The sequence below is a fragment of the Polaromonas sp. genome (genome assembly GCF_036676035.1).
Lineage (GTDB): Bacteria > Pseudomonadota > Gammaproteobacteria > Burkholderiales > Burkholderiaceae_C > Polaromonas.
In genome coordinates this window covers 1-19,367 of record NZ_JAKFDR010000093.1, presented here as the reverse complement: position 1 = coordinate 19,367, position 19,367 = coordinate 1, and the positions used below count along the sequence as shown (strand labels likewise).

Genomic DNA, 19,367 nt, shown 5'->3' with positions numbered 1-19,367 from the left:
GGCAGCGACTCTGGTGTGTTGTCTTCAGCCCGTGAACCAGTCGGCCGGGCACAGCTTTCTTTTTTTCCTGTGCCGGGCCCCACACGCAGAAAATGGCATCAACGAAAGACCCATCATGAACGCAGCAAGCACCCCGGCAGGCGCCGCAGCATCCAACAAGCAACACATGCAGGAGGTCATGGCCGAACTGGCCAAAGGCAATGGCAAACCTTTTGCGGACAGCATGGCCGACGACTTTCGCTGGACGATACCGGGCAACACCTCATGGTCCCGCACCTACGAAGGCAAGCAGGCCGTCATTAGCGAGCTGCTGCAGCCGCTGTTTGCCCAGTTTGCGACCCGCTACACCAACACCGCGCACCGGATCATCGCTGAAGGCGACATGGTGGTGATCGAATGCCAGGGCCATGTGACCACCAAGGCCGGCAAGGCCTACAACAACAGCTACTGCTATGTCTGCCGGATGGAAGGGGGCCAGCTGAAAGAGCTGATGGAGTACCTTGACACGGCGTTGGTGAGCACTGCGCTGGAGGCACCCCCGGTTGCCGCCTGAGCGGGAACTCTAAAGGGTTATAAAGCGAAGCATGGCTGAAAGCTTGTTGATCGGAGAACTCGCCGCGCGCACGGGGCGCAGCGTCCACACCATCCGCTGGTACGAAGCCCAGGGGCTGATACCCGGCGTACTGCGTGACGGGGGCCACCGGCGGGTCTACAGCGAGCTGCATCTGAGCTGGCTAGACCTGATGGACCGCTTGCGGCGCACCGGCATGTCGATTGCCGAAATGCGCGAGTACACCGCGCTGGTCAAGCAGGGCAGCGCCACGCTCAAGCAAAGGCAGGCGCTCTTGTCTTCGCACCGCGCCCAGGTCAAGGACATGATTGCCGAGTGGCAGCTTGCGCTCAAGCTGCTGGACAGCAAGATTGATTTTTACGATGAATGGGTCACGACGGGAAAGCGCCCACCGGTCAAGGCCGCGGAGCGCGCCGGGGCGGCCCTTCAATCCTCGCCCAAGGCAAAGTCGCGCCAGGGAGCCAAACCCTGAACGCGCCTGTTAACGGGAGCAGGCGCCATGCCGGGATTTAAGCCGTGCTGGATGGGCGTTGCTGCGACCGTGCTGGCTTTGCTGGCCGGTTGCAGTACGGTGCCCGGCCCCGTCTCCCGGGAGGCGCCGGCCCGGCCTGCCGAGTCAAAGCCATTCCCGCCTGCGCAAGCGCCGAGCGCCCCGCCGGCCCCGGATGCTGGCGTTGGCGAGAAGCCCCTCATCGAAGGTGAGGCGCTCCGGGAGTTTGAGCAAGGTCAGGCGTCCTGGTATGGCCCGCGTTTTCATGGGCGGCGCACCGCCAGCGGCGAGCGCTACAACCAGCACGCCATGACCGCCGCGCACAAAACCCTGCCTTTCGGCACGCTGGTGCGGGTGCGCAGCCTGCGCACCGGGCGCGAAGTCGATGTGCGCATCAATGACCGCGGGCCGTATGCCAAGGGCCGTGTGATCGATATGAGCCGTGCAGCCGCCGAGGCGCTGGGCATGCTGGGGCTCGGTGTCAAGGACGTGCTGCTGCTGGTGCCCGAGTCCACCCCGCCGGTGCTTGCTTCCGCACCGCGGAAAGCAGGCAAGACCGTCCGGCGTGCGGCCAAACGCCCCGCTACGCCTACTCGCCCGCGTTAATGTGGGGTTTCAAATCGCCAAGCGCGGCGCACCGTTCGCGCCGGTAACGTATCTTGCTGCTGTCGGCGGCCGGCCCCGGGCGTCTGGCTGATCACGGTGGCGGCACCGTCGTCCGCAGTGACTGCGGCAGGATCACCCGCTGCATCGCACCGAGAAAGCCGAAACCGGGTGCACGGCTGGGCAACCCGTGTTCGCCATGCGAGGTTTGCACGCGGATTTTTCTCAAGATATCTCCATTCAAAGTGGGCTGGTAAGACTTGACCGAGCGAGCTGTAGCAACTAAATCAATCTTGCTATTGATAATCATTTGCATTTGCATTATTATTCGCGGACATGCTGTTGCGATGCTGCCAACGGAGGCATATTTTTTATGCAAATGAGTGGCGGTCGAACTGCAGTGCTTCCTCGCCTCGCCGGTCGCAAAGATCGTTAAGGGCTTAATTCAACGAAACAGGAATTCGAAGTCAAAGTTGAATTCGAACTCGAACTCGCCAATCATGCCGACCAAGTCTTACCTCGCCACTACTCACTCAGCCCCTTCTTCGTTCATCCCGGCGCCGATGCTCCTCAAGCCGTTGGCTATTGCCTTGCGCATGGCCTTCACAGGGCTGTTGACAGCCGGATTTATTGGCCATGCCCAGGCGCAAACCGCTCCCACGGCAAAGCAAGAGGTCGCTGAAAATATCAAGATGCTCCCGGAGGTGAAGGTCAGCGCGGAGCGGTCTGGCGATGTTTCCCAGCCCTATGCCGGTGGGCAAGTCGCGCGCGGAGGTCGGCTGGGCTTGCTCGGCAACACGGACGTCATGAACTCGCCCTTCAGCACCAGCAGCTATACGGCACAGATGATTGAGGACCAGCAGGCGGTTACGGCGGCCGACGTTCTGGCCAGAGACTCTTCGGTTCGCTCCACCGGCCAGACGGGGGGCATCCTCGATGCTTTCTTCATCCGCGGATTCCCGATCGGCGAGGGCAACGTGGGTGAAGTCGCTTTTGATGGGCAGTACGGCGTGGCGCCCAACTACCGCGTGTTTTCCGATTACGCCGAGCGCATCGAGGTGATCAAGGGGCCCGCCGCCCTGCTGTACGGCATGTCCCCGAACAGTGGCATCGGCGGCGTCATCAACATCGTTCCCAAGCGCGCATCCAATGTCGATCTGACCCGGTTCACGGCCGACTACAGCTCGAACTCGCAGGCAGGCGGACACCTTGATATGAGCCGGCGCTTTGGTGCGGATCGTCAGTTCGGCGTGCGATTCAACGGCAGTCATCATCAGGGCAATACGCCGCTGGACAACCAGTCACGGAAGGCGGATGTCGGTGCCGTGGCGCTCGACTATCAGGGGGAGCGGTTCAGGGCATCGCTCGACGTTATCGATCAGCAGGAACAATTCGATGCGCCATCCCGTCCGTTTCTTGCTGCTGCGGGGATTGCGGTGCCGTCGGCGCCAGACGGCCGGCGCAATGTGACCCAGGCGTGGGGATGGTCGAAGATCAAGGACCAGTCACTGCTGCTGCGGGCCGAATACGACATTTCCGACAAGCTGACGCTGTTCGCCAACGCCGGTGGCGCCCAATCGGATGTGGCGCGGCTGTCTGACCAGATGCCGACGATTCTGAATACCGCTGGCGATACCAGTTCGATGCCGATGTATTTCAAGTTCGGCGTTGAACGCTCCAGTGCCGACACCGGCTTGCGCGCCCGCTTCGATACCGGTTCGGTCCGCCATGCCGTCACTCTGCAGACAAGCGTTTACCATGACCAACTGTCGCGCGGCTCCACCAGCGGCACTGCGGTGCTGTCGAACATCTATTCCCCGGTTGGGCGCCCCAGCCAGAACCTGAGCGCACCTGCTCTGGTGCCGAAGATTTCAGAGACCAAGCTCTCCGGTGTTGCATTGGCAGACACCCTGTCCATGTTCGACGAGCGCGTGCAAGTCATGCTCGGCGTGCGCCAGCAGCAGGTCAAGTCGGATAACTTCAGTGCGGCTACGGGCGCCGTCACGTCTTCCTACGACAAGAGTGCCGTCACGCCGCTGCTGGGCTTGGTCGTCAAGCCCTGGAAAAACGTTTCGTTCTATGCCAACTACATCGAGGGACTGAGCAAAGGCGATGTTGCACCGTCGACGGCAAGCAATGCGGGTGAAGCTTTTGCACCCTATAAGTCAAAGCAGCACGAGATCGGCGTCAAGATCGATCATGGCAGCTTGATCACCACGGTAAGCGCCTTCCAGATCGAGAAGCCCGGCGGCCAGCTTACCGGTAACGTCTTCGCGGTCGATGGTGAGCAGCGCAACCGGGGCCTGGAAGTCAACGTGTACGGTGAAGCAGCGCCCGGTGTCCGATGGCTCGGCGGCGTGACGCTGCTCGATGCCAAGCTGACGAAGACCAACAGCAGTGCCACGCTTGGCAAGGCGCCGGTCGGGGTGCCGTCGCTGCAGGCCAACATGGGTGCCGAATGGGACACGTCGTGGGTGCCCGGACTCACATTGACCGGCAGCCTGATCCATACCGGCAAGCAAAATGTCAATCAGGCCAACACGCAAAGCATTCCGGCCTGGACCAGGCTTGATCTCGGTGCACGCTATCGCACCAAGGTTGCCGGAAGATCGACCACTTTCCGGGCGAACATTCTCAATGCATTCGACCGCAATTACTGGTCAGGTGTGGCTTCTTACGGCGGCTTTGTTCAGGGTGCTCCCCGCACCGTGATGCTGTCGGCCGCGGTGGACTTTTAAATCGAACCCGCGACAGCGACACTGCAAAGGGGCTGCCTGTGCAAAGCAATACGCTACTTGCCGAGTCGGATACCGAACGAGCACGGGCCATGTCGACCATGCCGCTGAGGCCTATTCTCGATCCGGCCATTTCGGACGTGGTCCATTCTTCGCCGGGGACGCTCCTGGACCTGGTTGACAGGTATGGATCTCCACTTCATATGGTTTGGCCGCATGCCCTGGGGAAGAACGTCGAAGCGTTTCGCGCCGTGCTGCGCGCTCACGAGGTGCGCTCTGAGATTTTCTACGGGGCGAAGGTGAACAAATCGCAGGCGCTGGTCCGTGCTGCGGTGGCGTCCGGTGTCGGAGTGGATGTGTCCAGCATCCATGAATTGCGGGATGCCCTGCGCGCCGGTGCGGACCCTTCAAGACTCTGCGCGACGGGCCCGGCAAAGACCAGAGCGTTTCATTCCGAACTGATGGTCAACGCTTCGCTGATCTCGGTCGACTCGGTCGAGGAATTCTCCGAGCTGGAGGAATGCGTCCGCAAGATTTCACCGGCCCGCAGGGTGCGGGTTCTTCTCCGCTATCGGCCAACCTCGTCTCAAGCGAGCCGCTTTGGGATGGGAGCTGACGATCTGTTGCGGTGTCTGCAACGCCTCACGCAACTGGGGAAGACGTTTGCTTTCGAGGGATTTCATTTTCATCTGGGTGGTTATGCCCATGAAACGCGCGCGCAGGCCATGCGCGAGATCACCCACTACGTGGATGCGGCGCGCAGCCTGGGTTTGAATCCCGGGATCATCGATATTGGAGGCGGCCTGCCCATTCGGTATGTGGACAGCGACGGGTACGAGGCGTTCTTGCGCGACCAGTGCAGCGATGATTACCGCAACGGAAGGGTCCCCGAGTCTTTTTACCCGTATGGCAGCCGGCTTGACGCCTGCGAGTGGCTGAGTCGACTGCTGGAGTCCCCATGCACGGAGGGCATGTCGGTCGCCCAGTACCTCAAGGCGATGGATCTTGTCCTGGCGATCGAACCGGGACGCAGTCTTGTCGATCAGGCTGCCATTTCCGTGTTCAGGATCACCCGCGTCAAGCCATTGGCTCGGGGGCATCAGGTGTTATTCGTGGAAGGAAGCAGCTTCAGCGCCTGCGAAACCTGGTTTGCCTCCGAGTTCCTGGTGGATCCGATTCTTGTTCCTGCGCAGGCTGTGGGCGAGATGCCAAGTCACTCCTTCCGGGCCTATATCGCCGGGCATAGTTGTCTTGACGATGACGTCATCACCAATCGACTGATCGGCTTCGCCAGGACTCCGAAAGCCGGCGACCTTCTCGTTTACGCCAACACCGCCGGCTACCAGATGGATCTGCTTGAAAACGAATTTCACCGCCATCCCATGCCGCGCCGGATTGCGGTGACCTGCAACGCTGCAGGCGGAATTGATGTTTCACCTGACGACCAAAGGGAGTAATTAGATGATATTGAACAAAGTAACTGAGCTGATCGGCAATACACCCATTCTTGGAATTTCCATCCCTGGGAAAAATTCCAAACTGCTGCTCAAGATCGAGAAGAACAATCCGGGCGGCAGCATCAAGGACCGCATGGCCCGCAATATGGTCATTGCGGCGCTCAAGTCGGGGCGGCTCAAGCCTGGTGGCGTTGTGGTGGAGTCGTCCTCCGGCAATACAGGCATCGGCCTGGCCATTGCGACGATCGAATTCGGGCTGCGTTTTATCGCCGTCGTCGATCATCATGCAGCCCCGGACAAAATCGCGGTGATGCGCGCGCTCGGCGCGGAGATTCGCTATGTCGAGGGCAACTACAAGGAGGACGAGGTCGCCGTCGTTGAACGCCAGCGCCTGGCCGCGGAGCTGGCCAGCCAAATCCCGGGTGCGGTGTTCATGAACCAGTCGGACAACGTGGCGAATGCCGGCGGGTATTTCGATTTCGTCCGGGAGGTCATTGAGCAGGTCGACGGCCGCGTGGGTGCCTATGTAGGTTGTGTGGGGACAGGCGGCTCGATGACAGGGATTGCAAGCGGACTGAAATTGCACAACCCCAGCACCAAGACGATTGCAGTCGAGCCCGCCGGCTCGATCATTTTCGGCCAGCCGGGGCGCCCCTACTATCAATCCGGAACGGGTACGCCCCAGGGCGACACCGTCGGCCTGGTGCTCGACTACAGTTGCATCGACCTGGGCGTGCAGGTCACCGACTCGCAGGCATTTGAAACTGCCCGGTACTTCGCCCGGCATACCGGACTGCTGGTGGGCGGGTCCACCGGGGGTGTCATCTACAAGGCCCTCGAGTTGATCCATGGCGGCCTGATCGGCGGCAACGTCGTGGCGGTGGTGGCGGACGGCGGAGAGAAGTATCTTCACACCGTGTTCAGCGAGACGTGGCTGAAGGAGCGCGATCTCCTCGATCCGGAAGTCTGGGCGAAGCTGGATGGGTGGCTCGTGCAGGAAAGCGCCGAAGAGGCGCCGCGAGTGGTTCCGCAGCTGAGCGTGGCATGACTCAACACACGGGCAAGGATTTCATCATGCGACCTCTCAATGTGGCCATTTGCGGTGGCGGCAGAACGGGCCACCTGAATGCCGTGTTGTTCAAACAGCTTCCCGGCGTGCGGGTCTCACTGCTCACAAGCCGCCGGGAGGTGATCGACCTCCATCACAACAGCAAGGACGGTATCACCGCCGTCCTGCCGAATGGAGCAAAACTCTCCGCCCGCCTGGATGCCGTCGCGAGCGAGCCGGAAGGACTCCTCGATGACGCGGATGTCGTCATCATCACGGTGCCTGCCCATGTGCGGCCAGAGCTTTTGCGCGCAATCGCATTGAACTTGCCGTCGGATAAGCCTGTCTATGTGGGCGCCATTCCCGGCTTCTGCGGCTTCGACTGGCTTGCCGAGAAGGCCTTGGCGGCCCGGCCCAATGCCGTCATCTGGGGCATGAAGGATGTGCCGCATACCGCCTACGACCTCACGCCCGGCATCTCGGTAAAAATGGGTGGGGCAAAGAGCACGCTTTACATCGGGACGCATGTGCGCGAAAACGAGCAGGCGCGCCTCTGCCTGCTGGAACACCTTCAAAGGCTGTACGCCTCTCCTGTCGAGCTGCTGGGTCATTATCTGGAAATCACCCTGACCCCCGGCAACCCGATCATGCACAGCTCGGTGGTGTATGGGCTTGTCGGACCCTACGCGCAGTGGCACAACAAGACCTTCTCGTCGCCCATGTGCTGGTGGACCGACTGTACCGAGCTTGGCGCGTACTTCCTGGAGCGCAGCGATCAGGAGAGCCAAGCGCTTTGCAAGGCCGTCGAGCAGCACTTGGACGTGGACTTGTCCTCGGTGAAGCCGTTGAAGCAAGAGATCATCGAAGCCTACGGGGACCAGATACGCGACCACGGCACGATGCTGTCGGTACTGCGGACCAATCAGGCGTATGACTCGATCCAGGCGCCGCTGGTCCCGGCAGACGACCACCCCGGATACGTCATCGACAAAGAGAGTCGCGCATTTCACGAGGACGTGGCTTACGGCTTGGCTTTGCTCGTCGAGATGGCAAAGCGGCTGAACGTGCAAGTACCGCATATCGAAGAAATATTCAGCTGGAATGTCTCCTACATGAGAGGCCTGCGCAGTTCGGCGCTGGACTACTTTCCCGAAACCTGGCCTGCCTGATACCTGAGCTCCATGAAACATAATCCAACCCTGTTACAGCCCGACAACGCCGTCCATGCCGAGCGCAAGAAGGCCGCCCTGGCATTTGCCCGGCGCAATGCCTTGCGCCGGATGGTTCGCTGCCTGTTTGCGGAGAAGATCCTTGACAAGGGCCTGTTGGTATTTGCACCCCACGGTCACTCTGCGTGGCTTCCCCTCTGGCACAGGCATGCCCTCGTCTTTTTTGAAGACCTGAGGGCGGCACCGGCGGACACTTTCATCAACCGCGGTTCCATTACCTTGATCGAATCCAGCGGCGTTCGGACGGCCATCGAAACGCCCGATCAACTGATCGATCTGCTGCGCAACGATTTTGATTTTTCTCCAAGTGACGAAGGCGTTGCCGGCCTGAAGGCGGACATTGCGAACAGCGTTGACAATGACGCGCTTGCCCGGATCTATCGTGATGCGTGGAATGCAGACCTGAGCAAGCTTATCGGCTCGACGGGCGCCAGTGGTCTGGTGGACGCCTTGCACAGGCAATCCAGCGTCAGGGACGCGGCCGTGCTGCTGGACCAATGGGGCTCGCTCGAAGGGCACCCGTTCTACCCGACCTGGAAATCCAAGCCGGACCTGAGCCCTGAAGAAGTGGCCCTGCTGTCCCCGGAGTTCAACGCGAGGGTCGGAGTGCGCATCGCTTCGTTGCGGGCGGATATGGCGTATATGGAGCGCATGCCGCACGTTCACAGCTACCATGACTGGTTCGCCGACAATTTTCCGGTGCTGTGGGAGAACTGGAAAGAACAGCTGAACGCAAGACAGTTCAACGAAAAGGACTGGTTGCCTCTGCCCATCCACTCCTGGCAGCTCGAACACTACGTGAAGAAGGAATACGCAGCGGAGATCGCGGAAGGCATCTTGATCACCGAAGGTCCCGATATCGAGACGCTCCCGACCATGTCCTTCAGGACCATGATGCCGCATCTGCCGGAAACGGCGCCGTTCATCAAGCTGCCGCTGGCGCTGTGGCTGACCAGCGAACAGCGCAGCCTGCAAGCGAAATCGATCCACATGGGGCCGCGCATCAGTACCGTGATCAAACGCATCCTGATCGACGAAAACGGATTCGACAAGACACTCGACATCTTTCCGGAAGAGGTCGCATTTCATTACAAACACGCCGTCAAGCAGGAGGACAGGCCCGGACGTCACTTGTCGGTCGCGTACCGCGCGAGCAGGGAAGCATTTGAGCGAACCGACGGACTGCTTCCCATTACCGTGGCCGCGTTATTCGCCAAGTCGCCATCGAGCGGCAGGCCGCTCATCTCGGAACTGATCGAGCGCGATGGCGAGCGTCCACCGTCGGAAATGGTGGAAACCTGGTTCAGGCAGTATGCGCGCGTCGTCACGCGCCCCGTGATCGGCATCTACCTGCTGTACGGTATCGGGCTCGAGGCGCATCAACAGAATACTTCAGTGCTGTTCTCCCCGGAAGGAATGCCCAAAAGCTTGCTGATACGCGACTTCGGGGATGGCCGCACCTATGCGCCGCTGCTTTCCGCGCGAGGATATGAACTCAAGCCCTACGTCCATTCCGGAATTCTTCCGACTGTCTTTTCCGGCGATATCGAGCCGGTTCGCACCTTTGTGCTCGATGCCTGCTTCGTGTGCCACCTGCACGAAGTGGCGCTGCTGCTTACGAACGAATACGAACTCGCTGCATCGCGTTTGTGGGAGATCTTGCGTGAAGAGACGGAAGGCGCTTTCGATGCCGCGGCGCCACGTGTTTCCAGGGCCCTATGGCAGGCGGAGCGAATGGAGTTTCTGGAGAAGCCCTGGCCGACACGCTCCGTGCTGCGCATGCATCTGCTCAGGTATTCCGACTACCGGCTGCAACACCATCTGCCCAACCCGCTGATGGCAGCGCACAGCGCAAACTGACCGATGTCGAATGCTACGGTCGCACCGGACCAGGTGTCGCGCCTGATTCACGTTCTTTTCGTGATTCAGCTGATTTCCATGGGCGCCATGGAAATGAGTGGCCCCTTCTGGCCCATTCACCTGAGGGCGCTTAGCTCATCCGACCTGTTGTTCGGCTTTGCCGGCATCGCCGTCTATGTCGGGCCGATGCTCGGCATTGTGTTGACGAGCGCGTTCTGGGGACGAATCGGCGATCGATTCGGGCACAAGCCGATGATGATCAGGGCCTTGGTGGGTTTGTCCCTGACCCAGTTGGCGCTGGCCTGGTCGAACGATGTCTGGATCATCCTCGTGCTGCGCTTCGTGCAAGGCGCTTGCGCGGGATACATTGCGCCGGCTCAAGCCTATAGCGTCAGCATCGAGTCTCCGGCACGCCGGGCGCGCCTGTTTGCTTATCTGCAGGTATCGACCAATGTGGGATCGTTGGCGGGGGCGATCGCCGGCGGCCTGATTCTCGACCATGCGACATTTTTCTGGATCAATATCGCCGCATCGATCCTGTGCGCGATCTGTGCTGTTGGCGTAGCGTTGATATTGCCCGGCGTGCCGGCATCGCCGGCGGCGCAATTCCCCAATACCGTGTCGGCTGTCGGACCGCATCCCATCTGGCGATCATCGACTATCTTTGGGCTGCTTGGCATCATCGGCATATTGCTCGTAAGCCGCATGATTACGCAGACCCCGTTCTCCCTTTATGTTCACTCGGTCTTCGAAGTGAGCAACTGGGTCGTGGGCTTGTGCTATGGCTTGCTTGCGCTGGGCTTTGTGGTGTCCGCTTCGCTATGGGCGAGGCACTTCGAGGAAAAGCCCTTGCCCGATGCGCTCTGCCGCATGGCCTATGTCGCCGCAGCCTGTGCTGGTTTGATGGCGGTCGCAGGCATCACGCGCAGCATCGGCGTGTTCATTGCGATTCATTTTGCGTGGGGTGTCCTGCTGGGAGCAACGACGCCGGTGCTGATGTCACTGATATCGAAGGCAGCCGGCAGTCTCCAGCAAGGCTATATCCTCGGAATCGCGCAAAGTACCGCACAATTTTCCTCGATCGCCGGCATTGCACTGGGCGGCTGGCTTAGCCATGTCGCCGGACTGCAATACACCTACTTCTTCGTTTCGCTTTCATACGTTCTGGCGGTTATCGCCATGGTGCTCATGAGACGGGGACATGACGCCATCCGGAATGCCGAAATACCGGCGGAACAATAAATATCAATATCAATATCCATATGAGAGTTTTTACGATGGCAATTCAACGTCGATGGGTCAGCGTGCTCATTGTCCTCATGCTGCTCGGTCTTCTGGCTGCGGTTTTCTTTTTTTCAAACCAGCGCAAGGGGACGGCCGTCGTGGCGGCTGCATCTCCTGCAACGACCACGGTGACCGATCTTCTCGGGCGCAAGGTCCATGTCCGCGTGCCGGTGCAGCGCGTCATACTCGGAGAGGGGCGCCAGTTGTACCTGGCTGCGGCGCTTGATACGGAAGACCCGATTCAACGCATAGTCGGTTGGCGCAAGGATCTGATTCAGGCCGACCCGGACACCTACTCTTTGTATCTGCGCAAGTTTCCAAAGATCGCCGGCATTCCCACCTTTGGCGGCTTCGAAGACGGAACGGTCGATGTCGAACAGGCTATCGCACAGAAGCCCGATGTCGTTTTTCTGAACATCGAAGCCCAACGCGCCACCGAGGATGCACGCACTATCGAGAAATTGGGTGCGCTAGGCATTCCGGTGGTCTACATCGATTTCCGTCATTACCCGATTGAAAACACCGAACCGACGATGCGCCTGTTCGGCAAGCTTTTCGGGAAGGAAGCGCGCGCCGAGGAGTTCATTGCGTTTCGCGCCAAGCAGCTTCAGCGCGTCACCGACGTCATTAGCGCACGTCAACCGGCACGACCGAAGGTATTCATCGAACGTATCGGCGGATATACCCAGGACTGCTGTCTGAGCTTCGGCAATGAGAACTTCGGCAAATTCGTCGAGATGGCGGGCGGCGGCAATATTGCCAAGGATGTCATTCGGGGCACCTTCGGCCAACTGAACCCCGAACAGGTCATTGCGGCCAATCCCGACCAGGTGGTTGTCACCAGTGCCAACTGGGAGGCCTATGCTCCTGGGGGGAGCTGGGTCGGCGTTGGCCCCGGAGCGGATCCGACCGAAGCCGCTCGCAAGCTTGAGGCTTACACCAAGCGGCCGGCATACGCCGGCATCAAGGCGAACCAACATCGCGCGTTTCATGCGATTTGGCATCAGTTCTACAACAGTCCTTACGAGTTCGTCGCGATCCAGCAGCTTGCCAAGTGGTTCCATCCGGCGCTCTTCGCCGATCTCGATCCGGACGCCACCTTTCGTGAGTTGCATGAGCGCTTTCTGCCCGTCCCCTACAGGCCGGGCTATTTTGTGAGTCTCGGCGAAAACACAGAGGCCAGGCCATGAGTTCCGTGTTCCAGTCGGACAATGCCCAGCGCGAGGCTTATCGGGCGCTGATACGGCGCAAGCGCTTGCTGCTTGGCGGATTCACCCTCTTGTTGTTGCTAAGCCTTTTGCTTGACCTTGCGCTCGGACCAGCCCGCTACAGTCTCGAAGAAGTCGTTCGAGCGCTGTTTTGGCCAGGCAGCGCGCCACTGCAGGTGCGGGTGGTGATGTGGGAGATTCGCCTGCCCGTGGCCTTGATGGCCGTCGTCGTGGGCGCCGCGCTGTCACTGGCCGGCGCCCAGATGCAGACCATCCTGAACAATCCTCTTGCGAGCCCTTTCACGCTGGGCATTTCCGCCGCAGCCAGTTTCGGCGCTGCCCTGGGGCTTGCTTTCGGCCTCAAGCTGTTTCCTGTCGCCGCCGAGTACATGGTTCCCCTCAACGCCTTTGCCATGGCGATGCTGTCGGCCTTTCTGATCCACGTGCTGAGCATGCGGCGAGGCGTGACTGGCGAGACGATCGTGTTGCTCGGCATTGCCCTGGTGTTCACCTTCAATGCGCTGCTCGCACTCGTGCAGTACTTCGCGACCGAGCAGGCGGTGGCCGCCGTGGTGTTCTGGACCATGGGCAGCCTCACCAAGGCCACTTGGCCGAAACTGGGCGTGACCTGCCTCGTCATCCTGGTCACACTGCCGATCTTCGCGCGCCGCGCCTGGGCATTGACCGCGTTGCGTCTGGGCGACGACAAGGCCGCAAGCTTCGGCGTCGACGTGCCGCGCTTGCGATTTCAGACCTTGGTCATGGTCAGCCTTCTGGCTGCATTCCCCGTGGCTTTTGTCGGCACCATCGGCTTTGTCGGCCTTGTCGGCCCGCATATCGCGCGCATGCTGATCGGTGAAGACCAGCGTTTCTTTTTGCCTGCGTCGCTGCTGACCGGGGCGCTGGTCCTCTCCCTCAGTTCCGTGGTGAGCAAAACCCTGATTCCGGGCGCCATCTTCCCCATCGGGGTCGTGACGTCGCTCATCGGCGTGCCTTTTTTCATGTCTCTCATCCTCGGCAGCAAGAAGAACTCATGGTGAAGCTACAGCTGGAAGACGTTGGCGCCGGCTATGGCCAACGTCTGATTATCTCGGGGATCAGCACGCCTTCCTTCCTTGGTGGTGAGGTGGTCTCGGTCATAGGCCCCAATGCGGCGGGAAAGTCGACGCTCTTCAAGCGCATGGCCGGCCTCCTCGATGGGCCCGGCACCGTTCTCCTGGAAGGCTCGCGCAAAGGAGACGACGGCATCTGCTACATGCCGCAGGAAATCACGGCAAATGCCAGACTGACGGTCTACGAATCGGTTCTTCTGGCGCGCAAGCAGCAGACGCCGTCCTGGTCGGTTCACGACACGGACCTGATGCTGATTGATGAAATCATGGCGTCACTTGGCATCGCCGATCTCGCGTTTTGCAACCTGGGCGAACTGAGCGGTGGGCAACGCCAGCTGGCCTCCATTGCGCAGACGCTTGCGCGCGAACCAGAAATTCTGCTCATGGACGAACCGACCAGCGCCCTCGATCTGCACCGGCAGGTTCAGGTCCTCGGTTTCATGCGTGCGCTCGCCAGGCAGCGGGGACTTGTCGTCTTCGTCGCCATGCATGATCTCAACCAGGCGTTGCGCTTTTCAGACCAGGTTCTGGTGATCGCTGACGGGACTGTGCGGGGAAGCGGTCCCTGCGAGGATGTCATCACCGTCGAGATGCTTCGCGAGGTGTACAGGATAGAGGCCCGCATCGAGCGCTGCTCAATGGGTATCGGTCATGTCATCGTCGACGGGATTGTTTGAGAAACTGTTTGTTTGCAATGAATCGTGGGTTCGAGCTTGTGACCCAGGGTGAGTGCCGTAGAGGAAGCCGCGTACCCGCAGCTGCACGACGAGGCGCCGAACAAGACATTCGCCAATGCCATTTACCGCCGGTCGCTGTCGCGCACCTGCCTGCTAATCCAGACCAAGCTGGTCCAGCGCCTGGACTTCTGACTGCTGCGTAACGTCGGCACCCCCCAAAATCAACCCTCTGATCAAGGCTGGTCCGTGCTGGCACAAATCTGCTTTATTTATTAGAATTTCAGTAATTTCTGAAAATTCAATAAATCAAAGCATGAATCTTCCCCCTCTGACCCAGCGTTTTGTCCTGCATTTCGGTGAAATGGGCAGCCGCTGGGGCATCAACCGCACCGTTGGGCAGATTTACGCGCTGCTGTACGTGTCGCCGCGCGCCCTGAATGCCGATGAAATTGGCGAAGCGCTGGCGTTTTCGCGCTCCAACGTCAGCATGGGCCTGAAAGAGCTGCAGTCCTGGAACCTGGTGCGCCTGCAGCACCTGCCCAACGACAGGCGTGAATATTTCAGCGCCCCCGAAGACGTCTGGGCGATTTTCCGTACGCTGGCCGAAGAGCGCCGCAAGCGCGAGATCGACCCGACGCTGTCGATGCTGCGCGATGCGCTGATGGAGCAGCCGGCGGCCCCGGACGACATTTATGCCCAGCGCCGCATGAAACAGATGCACGACCTGATCGAGCTGATGACCGGCTGGCTGGCCGATGTACAGAAAATGGATTCGGCCACGCTGGCCAGCCTCATGAAGATGGGCGCCAAGGTGCAAAAACTGCTCGAAGCCAAAGACAAAGTGGCCAAGACCGTCAAGGCCGGTTTGACAGGCCGGACCGTAGCGGACACAGTGGCAGCGCAGCCCGCCAAGCTTGCCGATAAGCTTCCCGATGAAGACAGGAGTTGACGATGGATGGACTTGACGCATTCCTTCTGGCCCGTATCCAGTTTGCCGCCAACATCACCTTCCACATCCTGTTTCCCACCATCAGTATTTCTCTGGGCTGGGTGTTGCTGTTTTTCAAGCTGCGTTTCGTCAAGACAGGGCAGCAGCACTGGATGGACGCCTACCAGCTCTGGGTGAAGATCTTCGCGCTGACCTTTGCGCTCGGTGTGGTCAGCGGCATCACCATGAGCTTTCAGTTCGGCACCAACTGGCCCGGTTTCATGCAAACCGTGGGCAACATCGCCGGGCCGCTGCTGGCTTATGAAGTGCTGACCGCTTTCTTTTTGGAAGCCACCATGCTGGGCGTGATGCTGTTCGGCCGCGCGCGTGTCAGTGAGCGCATGCACACGGTGGCGACATTTTTGGTCGCTGGTGGCACCACCTTGTCGGCGTTCTGGATTCTGGCGCTCAACTCGTGGATGCAAACGCCCGCCGGGTTTGAAATGATCAACGGCCAGGCGCATGTGACCAGCTGGTTCGAGGTGATCTTCAACCCGTCTTTCCCCTACCGGCTGACGCACATGCTGCTGGCCTCCGGCCTGACGGTGGCCTTTCTGGTGGCCGGTGTTTCGGCTTACCGCTGGCTGCGCCAGGACCGGGGCGCCGAAGTGCGGGCCACTCTGCGCACCGGGGTGTACCTGGCCGCGGTGCTGATCCCGCTGCAAATTTTCGTGGGTGACCAGCATGGCGTGAACACGCTGCAGCACCAGCCCGCCAAAATCGCCGCGATGGAAGGCATTTGGGAAACGCAGCGCGGCGCGCCGGCAGTGTTGTTGGCCTGGCCCGACAGCAAGGCGCGCGGGAACAAATTCGAAATCGCCATTCCCAAGCTGGCCTCACTCTATTTGACGCACGACATTGACGGCGAGGTCAAAGGGCTCAACGATTTTCCCGGCAAGCACCCGCCCGTGGCGCCGGTGTTTTTTGCTTTTCGCATCATGGTCGGCGTGGGCATGCTGATGCTGCTGGCAAGCTGGCTCAGCGTCTGGCAGCTCAAGCCCTGGCGGGCGGGCAACGAGCGCGACATCAGGCCCTGGCAGGCCCAAATGCTGCTGGCCATGACCTTTGCCGGCTGGCTGGCACTGGTGGCCGGCTGGTATGTGACTGAGATCGGCCGCCAGCCCTGGCTGGTGTCCGGCGTGCTGACCGCCGCGCAGGCCGCCTCCACCGTCCCCGCGCCGCGGATTGCCCTGACCCTGGCGATGTACCTGGCGCTGTATGCGGCGCTCATCACGGCCTATGTCTCGGTGCTGTTCTACCTGGCGCGCAAGGCCCTGCCGACGCCCGCAGGCGCGCCGGCCGGCACGGCGCTGGAGGACGATCTCAACGTCCTCAATTACCCCGACAAAGAAGGAGCCCGCCATGCGTGAACTCATTCCTGACCTGACGCAGGCCGCGGGCTGGATGCCCGTCGTGTTCATGGTCGTGATGGGGCTGGCCATGCTGGCCTATGTGATCCTGGACGGCTACGACCTGGGCGTTGGCGTGCTGATGCGCCGCGCCAGCGAGGACGACAAAGACACCATGATCGCCAGCATCGGCCCCTTCTGGGACGCCAACGAAACCTGGCTGGTGCTGGGCGTTGGTATTTTGCTCACGGTGTTTCCGGTGGCGCACGGCGTGATTTTGGGCGCGTTGTACCTGCCGGTGGCGCTGATGCTGGTGGGCCTGACCTTGCGCGGCGTGGCGTTTGACTTTCGCGTCAAGGCGCATGCGGCGCACAAGCCGATGTGGAACCGCTCGTTCTACGCCGGTTCGCTGCTGGCCAGCTGGAGTCAAGGCTATATGCTCGGCTCCCTGATCACCGGCTTTCGCACCGACCTCTGGCCCATGTTGTTCAATGCCGCGATTGGCCTGGCGCTGGTGGCGGCTTACTGCCTGCTGGGCGCCGGCTGGCTGATCATCAAGACCGAAGGCCCGCTGCAGCTGCAGGCGGTGCGCTGGGCGCGCGCCAGCCTGTGGCTGACGGCCGCGGGCATCGCCGCGATCTCGCTGGCCACGCCCTTTGTGAGCCAGGCCATTTTCGACAAATGGTTTGCCTTTCCCTACATCGTGCTGCTGCTGCCCATCCCCGTGGCCACCATGGTGCTGTTTGCGGTGATAGAGCGCAGCCTGCGCCGCCTGCCGCTGCGGTTGGCGCAGGGCAACGAGTACGGCGCCTGGATACCGTTTGGCTGCACCGTCGGCGTGTTCTTGCTGGCGTTTTACGGCCTGGCCTACAGCCTGTTCCCGTGGCTGGTGATTGAGCGCATCAGCATCTGGCAGGCCGCCAGCTCACCCGAAGCCATGGGCGTGATCCTGGCCGGCGCCGTGGTGGTGCTGCCCATGATCGTGGGCTACACCGTGTTTGCCTACCGTGTGTTCTGGGGCAAGAGTTCGGCGCTGAAGTATTGAGGAGAAGCGGGGAGCTTTTTTGCCCGCCATTCGCAGAGTCACCTATGCGCACTCAGGCCTCGCTCGCTGACCTGCCGAACCTCGCCCCCAAGTCGCAGCAGATGCTGGCGAGCGCTGGCATCACGTCCGCCGAGCAACTGCGGCAACTGGGCGCGGTCGCCGCCTATGCCAAGGCCAAGCGCTCCGGCGCCAACGTCAGTCTCAATCTCCTGTGGGCGCTTGAAGCTGCGCTCACGGGGCTGCACTGGCAAGAGGTTGCGCGCGTGCATCGCACCAGTCTGCTGCTCGCCCTGGAGGAGTATGAGCGACGTAGCTAGCCGCCGTGCTCCAGGGTAAAGCCGGCGTTGCGGTCCTGGCCCAGGCGCGCCACCATCTGCGGCAGGGCGGCCTGCAGCTCGGCCTTCAGCGTGTGCGGCGGGTTGATCACAAACATGCCACTGGCCGGCAGGCCCGGGCGCTTGACTTCGCCGCTGGCATCGGTCGTTAACTTGCTGGATTTGACGGTTAAAGTGGCATTCAGCCAGCTCCGCCCGGCTTTGGTGGCCAGGGTTTTCAGTTTCCGCGGCAAATCATGGGCTTCCGGCCGGGGAATGATGGGGTACCAGACCACATAGGTACCGGTGGCGAAGCGTTTGAGGGCGTCGGCCATGCAGGCGGTGACCCGGGCGTAATCGCTCTTGATCTCGTAACTGGGGTCGCACAGCACCATGGCCCGGCGGGCGGGGGGCGGCAAAAAGGTCTTGAGGGCTTCAAAGCCGTCTTCGCGCGCCACCGCGACCTGGCGGCCCACGCCCAGCTGCTCGATATTGCCCGACAGTGACTTGTAATCGGTGGGGTGCAGCTCAAACAGCTTGAGCTTGTCACGGCCGCCCAGAAACTGCTGCTCGATGAACGGTGAGCCGGGGTAGATCCTGAGGTGGGTCGGGTCGCCGGTCTGGGCGAACTGGGGATTGAGGCCGCGCAAAACCTCCACATAGTCCTGCAGGGCGGGCGCCAGCGCCTCACTTTGGGGGGGCTGGGGGCTTTTGGCGGCCGCGCCAGCCTTGGCGTCAGGGGCCGGGGTGACGGGTTTTGCTATATTTTTAGTAGCATGTTGCCCAGGTTTTACGTGGGCTGGAGGCTTGTTTGATTCAGATAAAAGCCTGAAAATGCCGTCCAGGGCTTCGCCGCTGGTTTCGGTGTAATCGCCGTCGAGCCGGTACAGGCCGGCGCCGGCGTGGGTGTCAATCACGGTCAGCGCCGTGTCTTTCTGGGTCAAATACTTCATCAGCGCGATCAGCGTGGTGTGCTTGAGCACATCGGCATGGTTGCCTGCGTGAAAGGCGTGGCGGTAGGAAAACATGGGGCTATGGTACCCGCTGGGCGGCAAAAATTGACGCAAGTGCTTGATTTTTCATATAATCCAAGGCTCTGCAGCGAACACGTGGTTCCGCGGCAGGGTTGCGCCAAGCTAACCCAGAGGCTCGCCTTTCGGATATTTTTGCGCAAATGACCACCTAAGAGGTTCTCATCAGAAGAACACCGACCGTGGAAAAGAACCCGACAAACCCTTAAAACTTAAGAGAAACTCATGAAAACCTTCAGCGCCAAACCCGCTGACGTGACGCACGAGTGGTTTGTGATTGACGCGACCGACAAGGTCCTCGGACGAGTAGCCAGCGAAGTTGCTCTCCGTTTGCGCGGCAAACACAAGGCCATTTACACGCCTCAC

Annotated in this window: 20 protein-coding genes; 18 read left to right on the top strand and 2 right to left on the bottom strand. The window is 60.8% G+C overall.

Features of this window, described 5'->3' with window-relative positions; translation table 11 throughout:
• Nucleotides 1–115 precede the first annotated feature (115 nt).
• From V6M61_RS13515 to V6M61_RS13505, 3 genes are read left to right on the top strand one after another with little or no spacing between them, the layout of a single operon-like run.
• Nucleotides 116–553, top strand: a complete 438-nt coding sequence (locus tag V6M61_RS13515; RefSeq protein ID WP_332777093.1) for a nuclear transport factor 2 family protein — start codon at nt 116–118, stop codon at nt 551–553.
• A gap of 31 nt (nt 554–584) precedes the next feature.
• Nucleotides 585–1,043 (top strand): MerR family transcriptional regulator, encoded by a 459-nt coding sequence (locus V6M61_RS13510; protein WP_332777092.1) that lies wholly within the window; start codon nt 585–587, stop codon nt 1,041–1,043.
• 27 nt (nt 1,044–1,070) lie between these two features.
• A complete protein-coding gene (locus V6M61_RS13505; protein WP_332777091.1) occupies nt 1,071–1,667 on the top strand; it encodes a septal ring lytic transglycosylase RlpA family protein in 597 nt (198 codons plus the stop codon).
• Between the two features lie 91 nt (nt 1,668–1,758).
• Here V6M61_RS13505 and V6M61_RS21040 read toward each other — a convergent pair whose 3' ends face one another.
• Nucleotides 1,759–1,980, bottom strand: a complete 222-nt coding sequence (locus tag V6M61_RS21040; protein ID WP_442957778.1) for a hypothetical protein — start codon at nt 1,978–1,980, stop codon at nt 1,759–1,761.
• Between the two features lie 184 nt (nt 1,981–2,164).
• On the opposite strand from V6M61_RS21040, the gene V6M61_RS13495 reads away from it, so the two are divergent.
• The 14 genes from V6M61_RS13495 (at nt 2,165) to V6M61_RS13430 (ending at nt 17,973) form a co-directional block, all read left to right on the top strand.
• The gene (locus tag V6M61_RS13495; protein ID WP_442957781.1) at nt 2,165–4,402 is read left to right on the top strand and encodes a TonB-dependent receptor; all 2,238 of its coding nucleotides are present in this window, start codon (nt 2,165–2,167) and stop codon (nt 4,400–4,402) included.
• Nucleotides 4,403–4,491: 89 nt separating this feature from the next.
• On the top strand, nt 4,492–5,856 hold the full coding sequence (locus V6M61_RS13490; RefSeq protein WP_332777090.1) for a Y4yA family PLP-dependent enzyme: 1,365 nt from the start codon (nt 4,492–4,494) through the stop codon (nt 5,854–5,856).
• A gap of 4 nt (nt 5,857–5,860) precedes the next feature.
• Entirely contained in the window at nt 5,861–6,904 is a 1,044-nt protein-coding gene (locus tag V6M61_RS13485; RefSeq protein WP_332777089.1) for a PLP-dependent cysteine synthase family protein, read from the top strand.
• Nucleotides 6,901–8,073 (top strand): NAD/NADP-dependent octopine/nopaline dehydrogenase family protein, encoded by a 1,173-nt coding sequence (locus V6M61_RS13480; RefSeq protein ID WP_332777088.1) that lies wholly within the window; start codon nt 6,901–6,903, stop codon nt 8,071–8,073. The genes V6M61_RS13485 and V6M61_RS13480 overlap by 4 nt, the downstream gene beginning before the upstream one ends.
• A 12-nt stretch (nt 8,074–8,085) precedes the next feature.
• Nucleotides 8,086–9,993 (top strand): IucA/IucC family protein, encoded by a 1,908-nt coding sequence (locus tag V6M61_RS13475; RefSeq protein ID WP_332777087.1) that lies wholly within the window; start codon nt 8,086–8,088, stop codon nt 9,991–9,993.
• A gap of 3 nt (nt 9,994–9,996) precedes the next feature.
• The gene (locus V6M61_RS13470; protein WP_332777086.1) at nt 9,997–11,235 is read left to right on the top strand and encodes an MFS transporter; all 1,239 of its coding nucleotides are present in this window, start codon (nt 9,997–9,999) and stop codon (nt 11,233–11,235) included.
• 35 nt (nt 11,236–11,270) lie between these two features.
• Nucleotides 11,271–12,467: an ABC transporter substrate-binding protein gene (locus V6M61_RS13465; protein ID WP_332777085.1), complete on the top strand. Its 1,197-nt coding sequence runs from the start codon at nt 11,271–11,273 to the stop codon at nt 12,465–12,467.
• Nucleotides 12,464–13,525: a FecCD family ABC transporter permease gene (locus tag V6M61_RS13460; RefSeq protein ID WP_442957777.1), complete on the top strand. Its 1,062-nt coding sequence runs from the start codon at nt 12,464–12,466 to the stop codon at nt 13,523–13,525. The genes V6M61_RS13465 and V6M61_RS13460 overlap by 4 nt, the downstream gene beginning before the upstream one ends.
• Entirely contained in the window at nt 13,519–14,274 is a 756-nt protein-coding gene (locus V6M61_RS13455) for an ABC transporter ATP-binding protein (protein ID WP_332777083.1), read from the top strand. The genes V6M61_RS13460 and V6M61_RS13455 overlap by 7 nt, the downstream gene beginning before the upstream one ends.
• 48 nt (nt 14,275–14,322) lie before the next feature.
• On the top strand, nt 14,323–14,466 hold the full coding sequence (locus V6M61_RS13450; protein WP_332777082.1) for a hypothetical protein: 144 nt from the start codon (nt 14,323–14,325) through the stop codon (nt 14,464–14,466).
• A gap of 121 nt (nt 14,467–14,587) precedes the next feature.
• Complete coding sequence (locus tag V6M61_RS13445) at nt 14,588–15,223, top strand: GbsR/MarR family transcriptional regulator (protein WP_332777081.1); 636 nt, start codon at nt 14,588–14,590, stop codon at nt 15,221–15,223.
• 2 nt (nt 15,224–15,225) lie between these two features.
• Nucleotides 15,226–16,632 (top strand): cytochrome ubiquinol oxidase subunit I, encoded by a 1,407-nt coding sequence (locus tag V6M61_RS13440; RefSeq protein WP_332777080.1) that lies wholly within the window; start codon nt 15,226–15,228, stop codon nt 16,630–16,632.
• Nucleotides 16,625–17,656, top strand: a complete 1,032-nt coding sequence (locus V6M61_RS13435) for a cytochrome d ubiquinol oxidase subunit II (protein ID WP_332777079.1) — start codon at nt 16,625–16,627, stop codon at nt 17,654–17,656. The genes V6M61_RS13440 and V6M61_RS13435 overlap by 8 nt, the downstream gene beginning before the upstream one ends.
• A gap of 44 nt (nt 17,657–17,700) precedes the next feature.
• Entirely contained in the window at nt 17,701–17,973 is a 273-nt protein-coding gene (locus V6M61_RS13430; RefSeq protein WP_332777078.1) for a TfoX/Sxy family protein, read from the top strand.
• On the opposite strand, the gene V6M61_RS13425 is transcribed toward V6M61_RS13430, so the two are convergent.
• Nucleotides 17,970–18,998, bottom strand: a complete 1,029-nt coding sequence (locus V6M61_RS13425) for a 23S rRNA (adenine(2030)-N(6))-methyltransferase RlmJ (RefSeq protein WP_332777077.1) — start codon at nt 18,996–18,998, stop codon at nt 17,970–17,972. The genes V6M61_RS13430 and V6M61_RS13425 overlap by 4 nt on opposite strands.
• 228 nt (nt 18,999–19,226) lie before the next feature.
• Between V6M61_RS13425 and V6M61_RS13420 the strand changes: the two genes are divergently transcribed.
• Nucleotides 19,227–19,367, top strand: a 141-nt coding sequence (locus tag V6M61_RS13420; protein ID WP_332777121.1) for an uL13 family ribosomal protein, incomplete at its 3' end; no start/stop codon positions are given.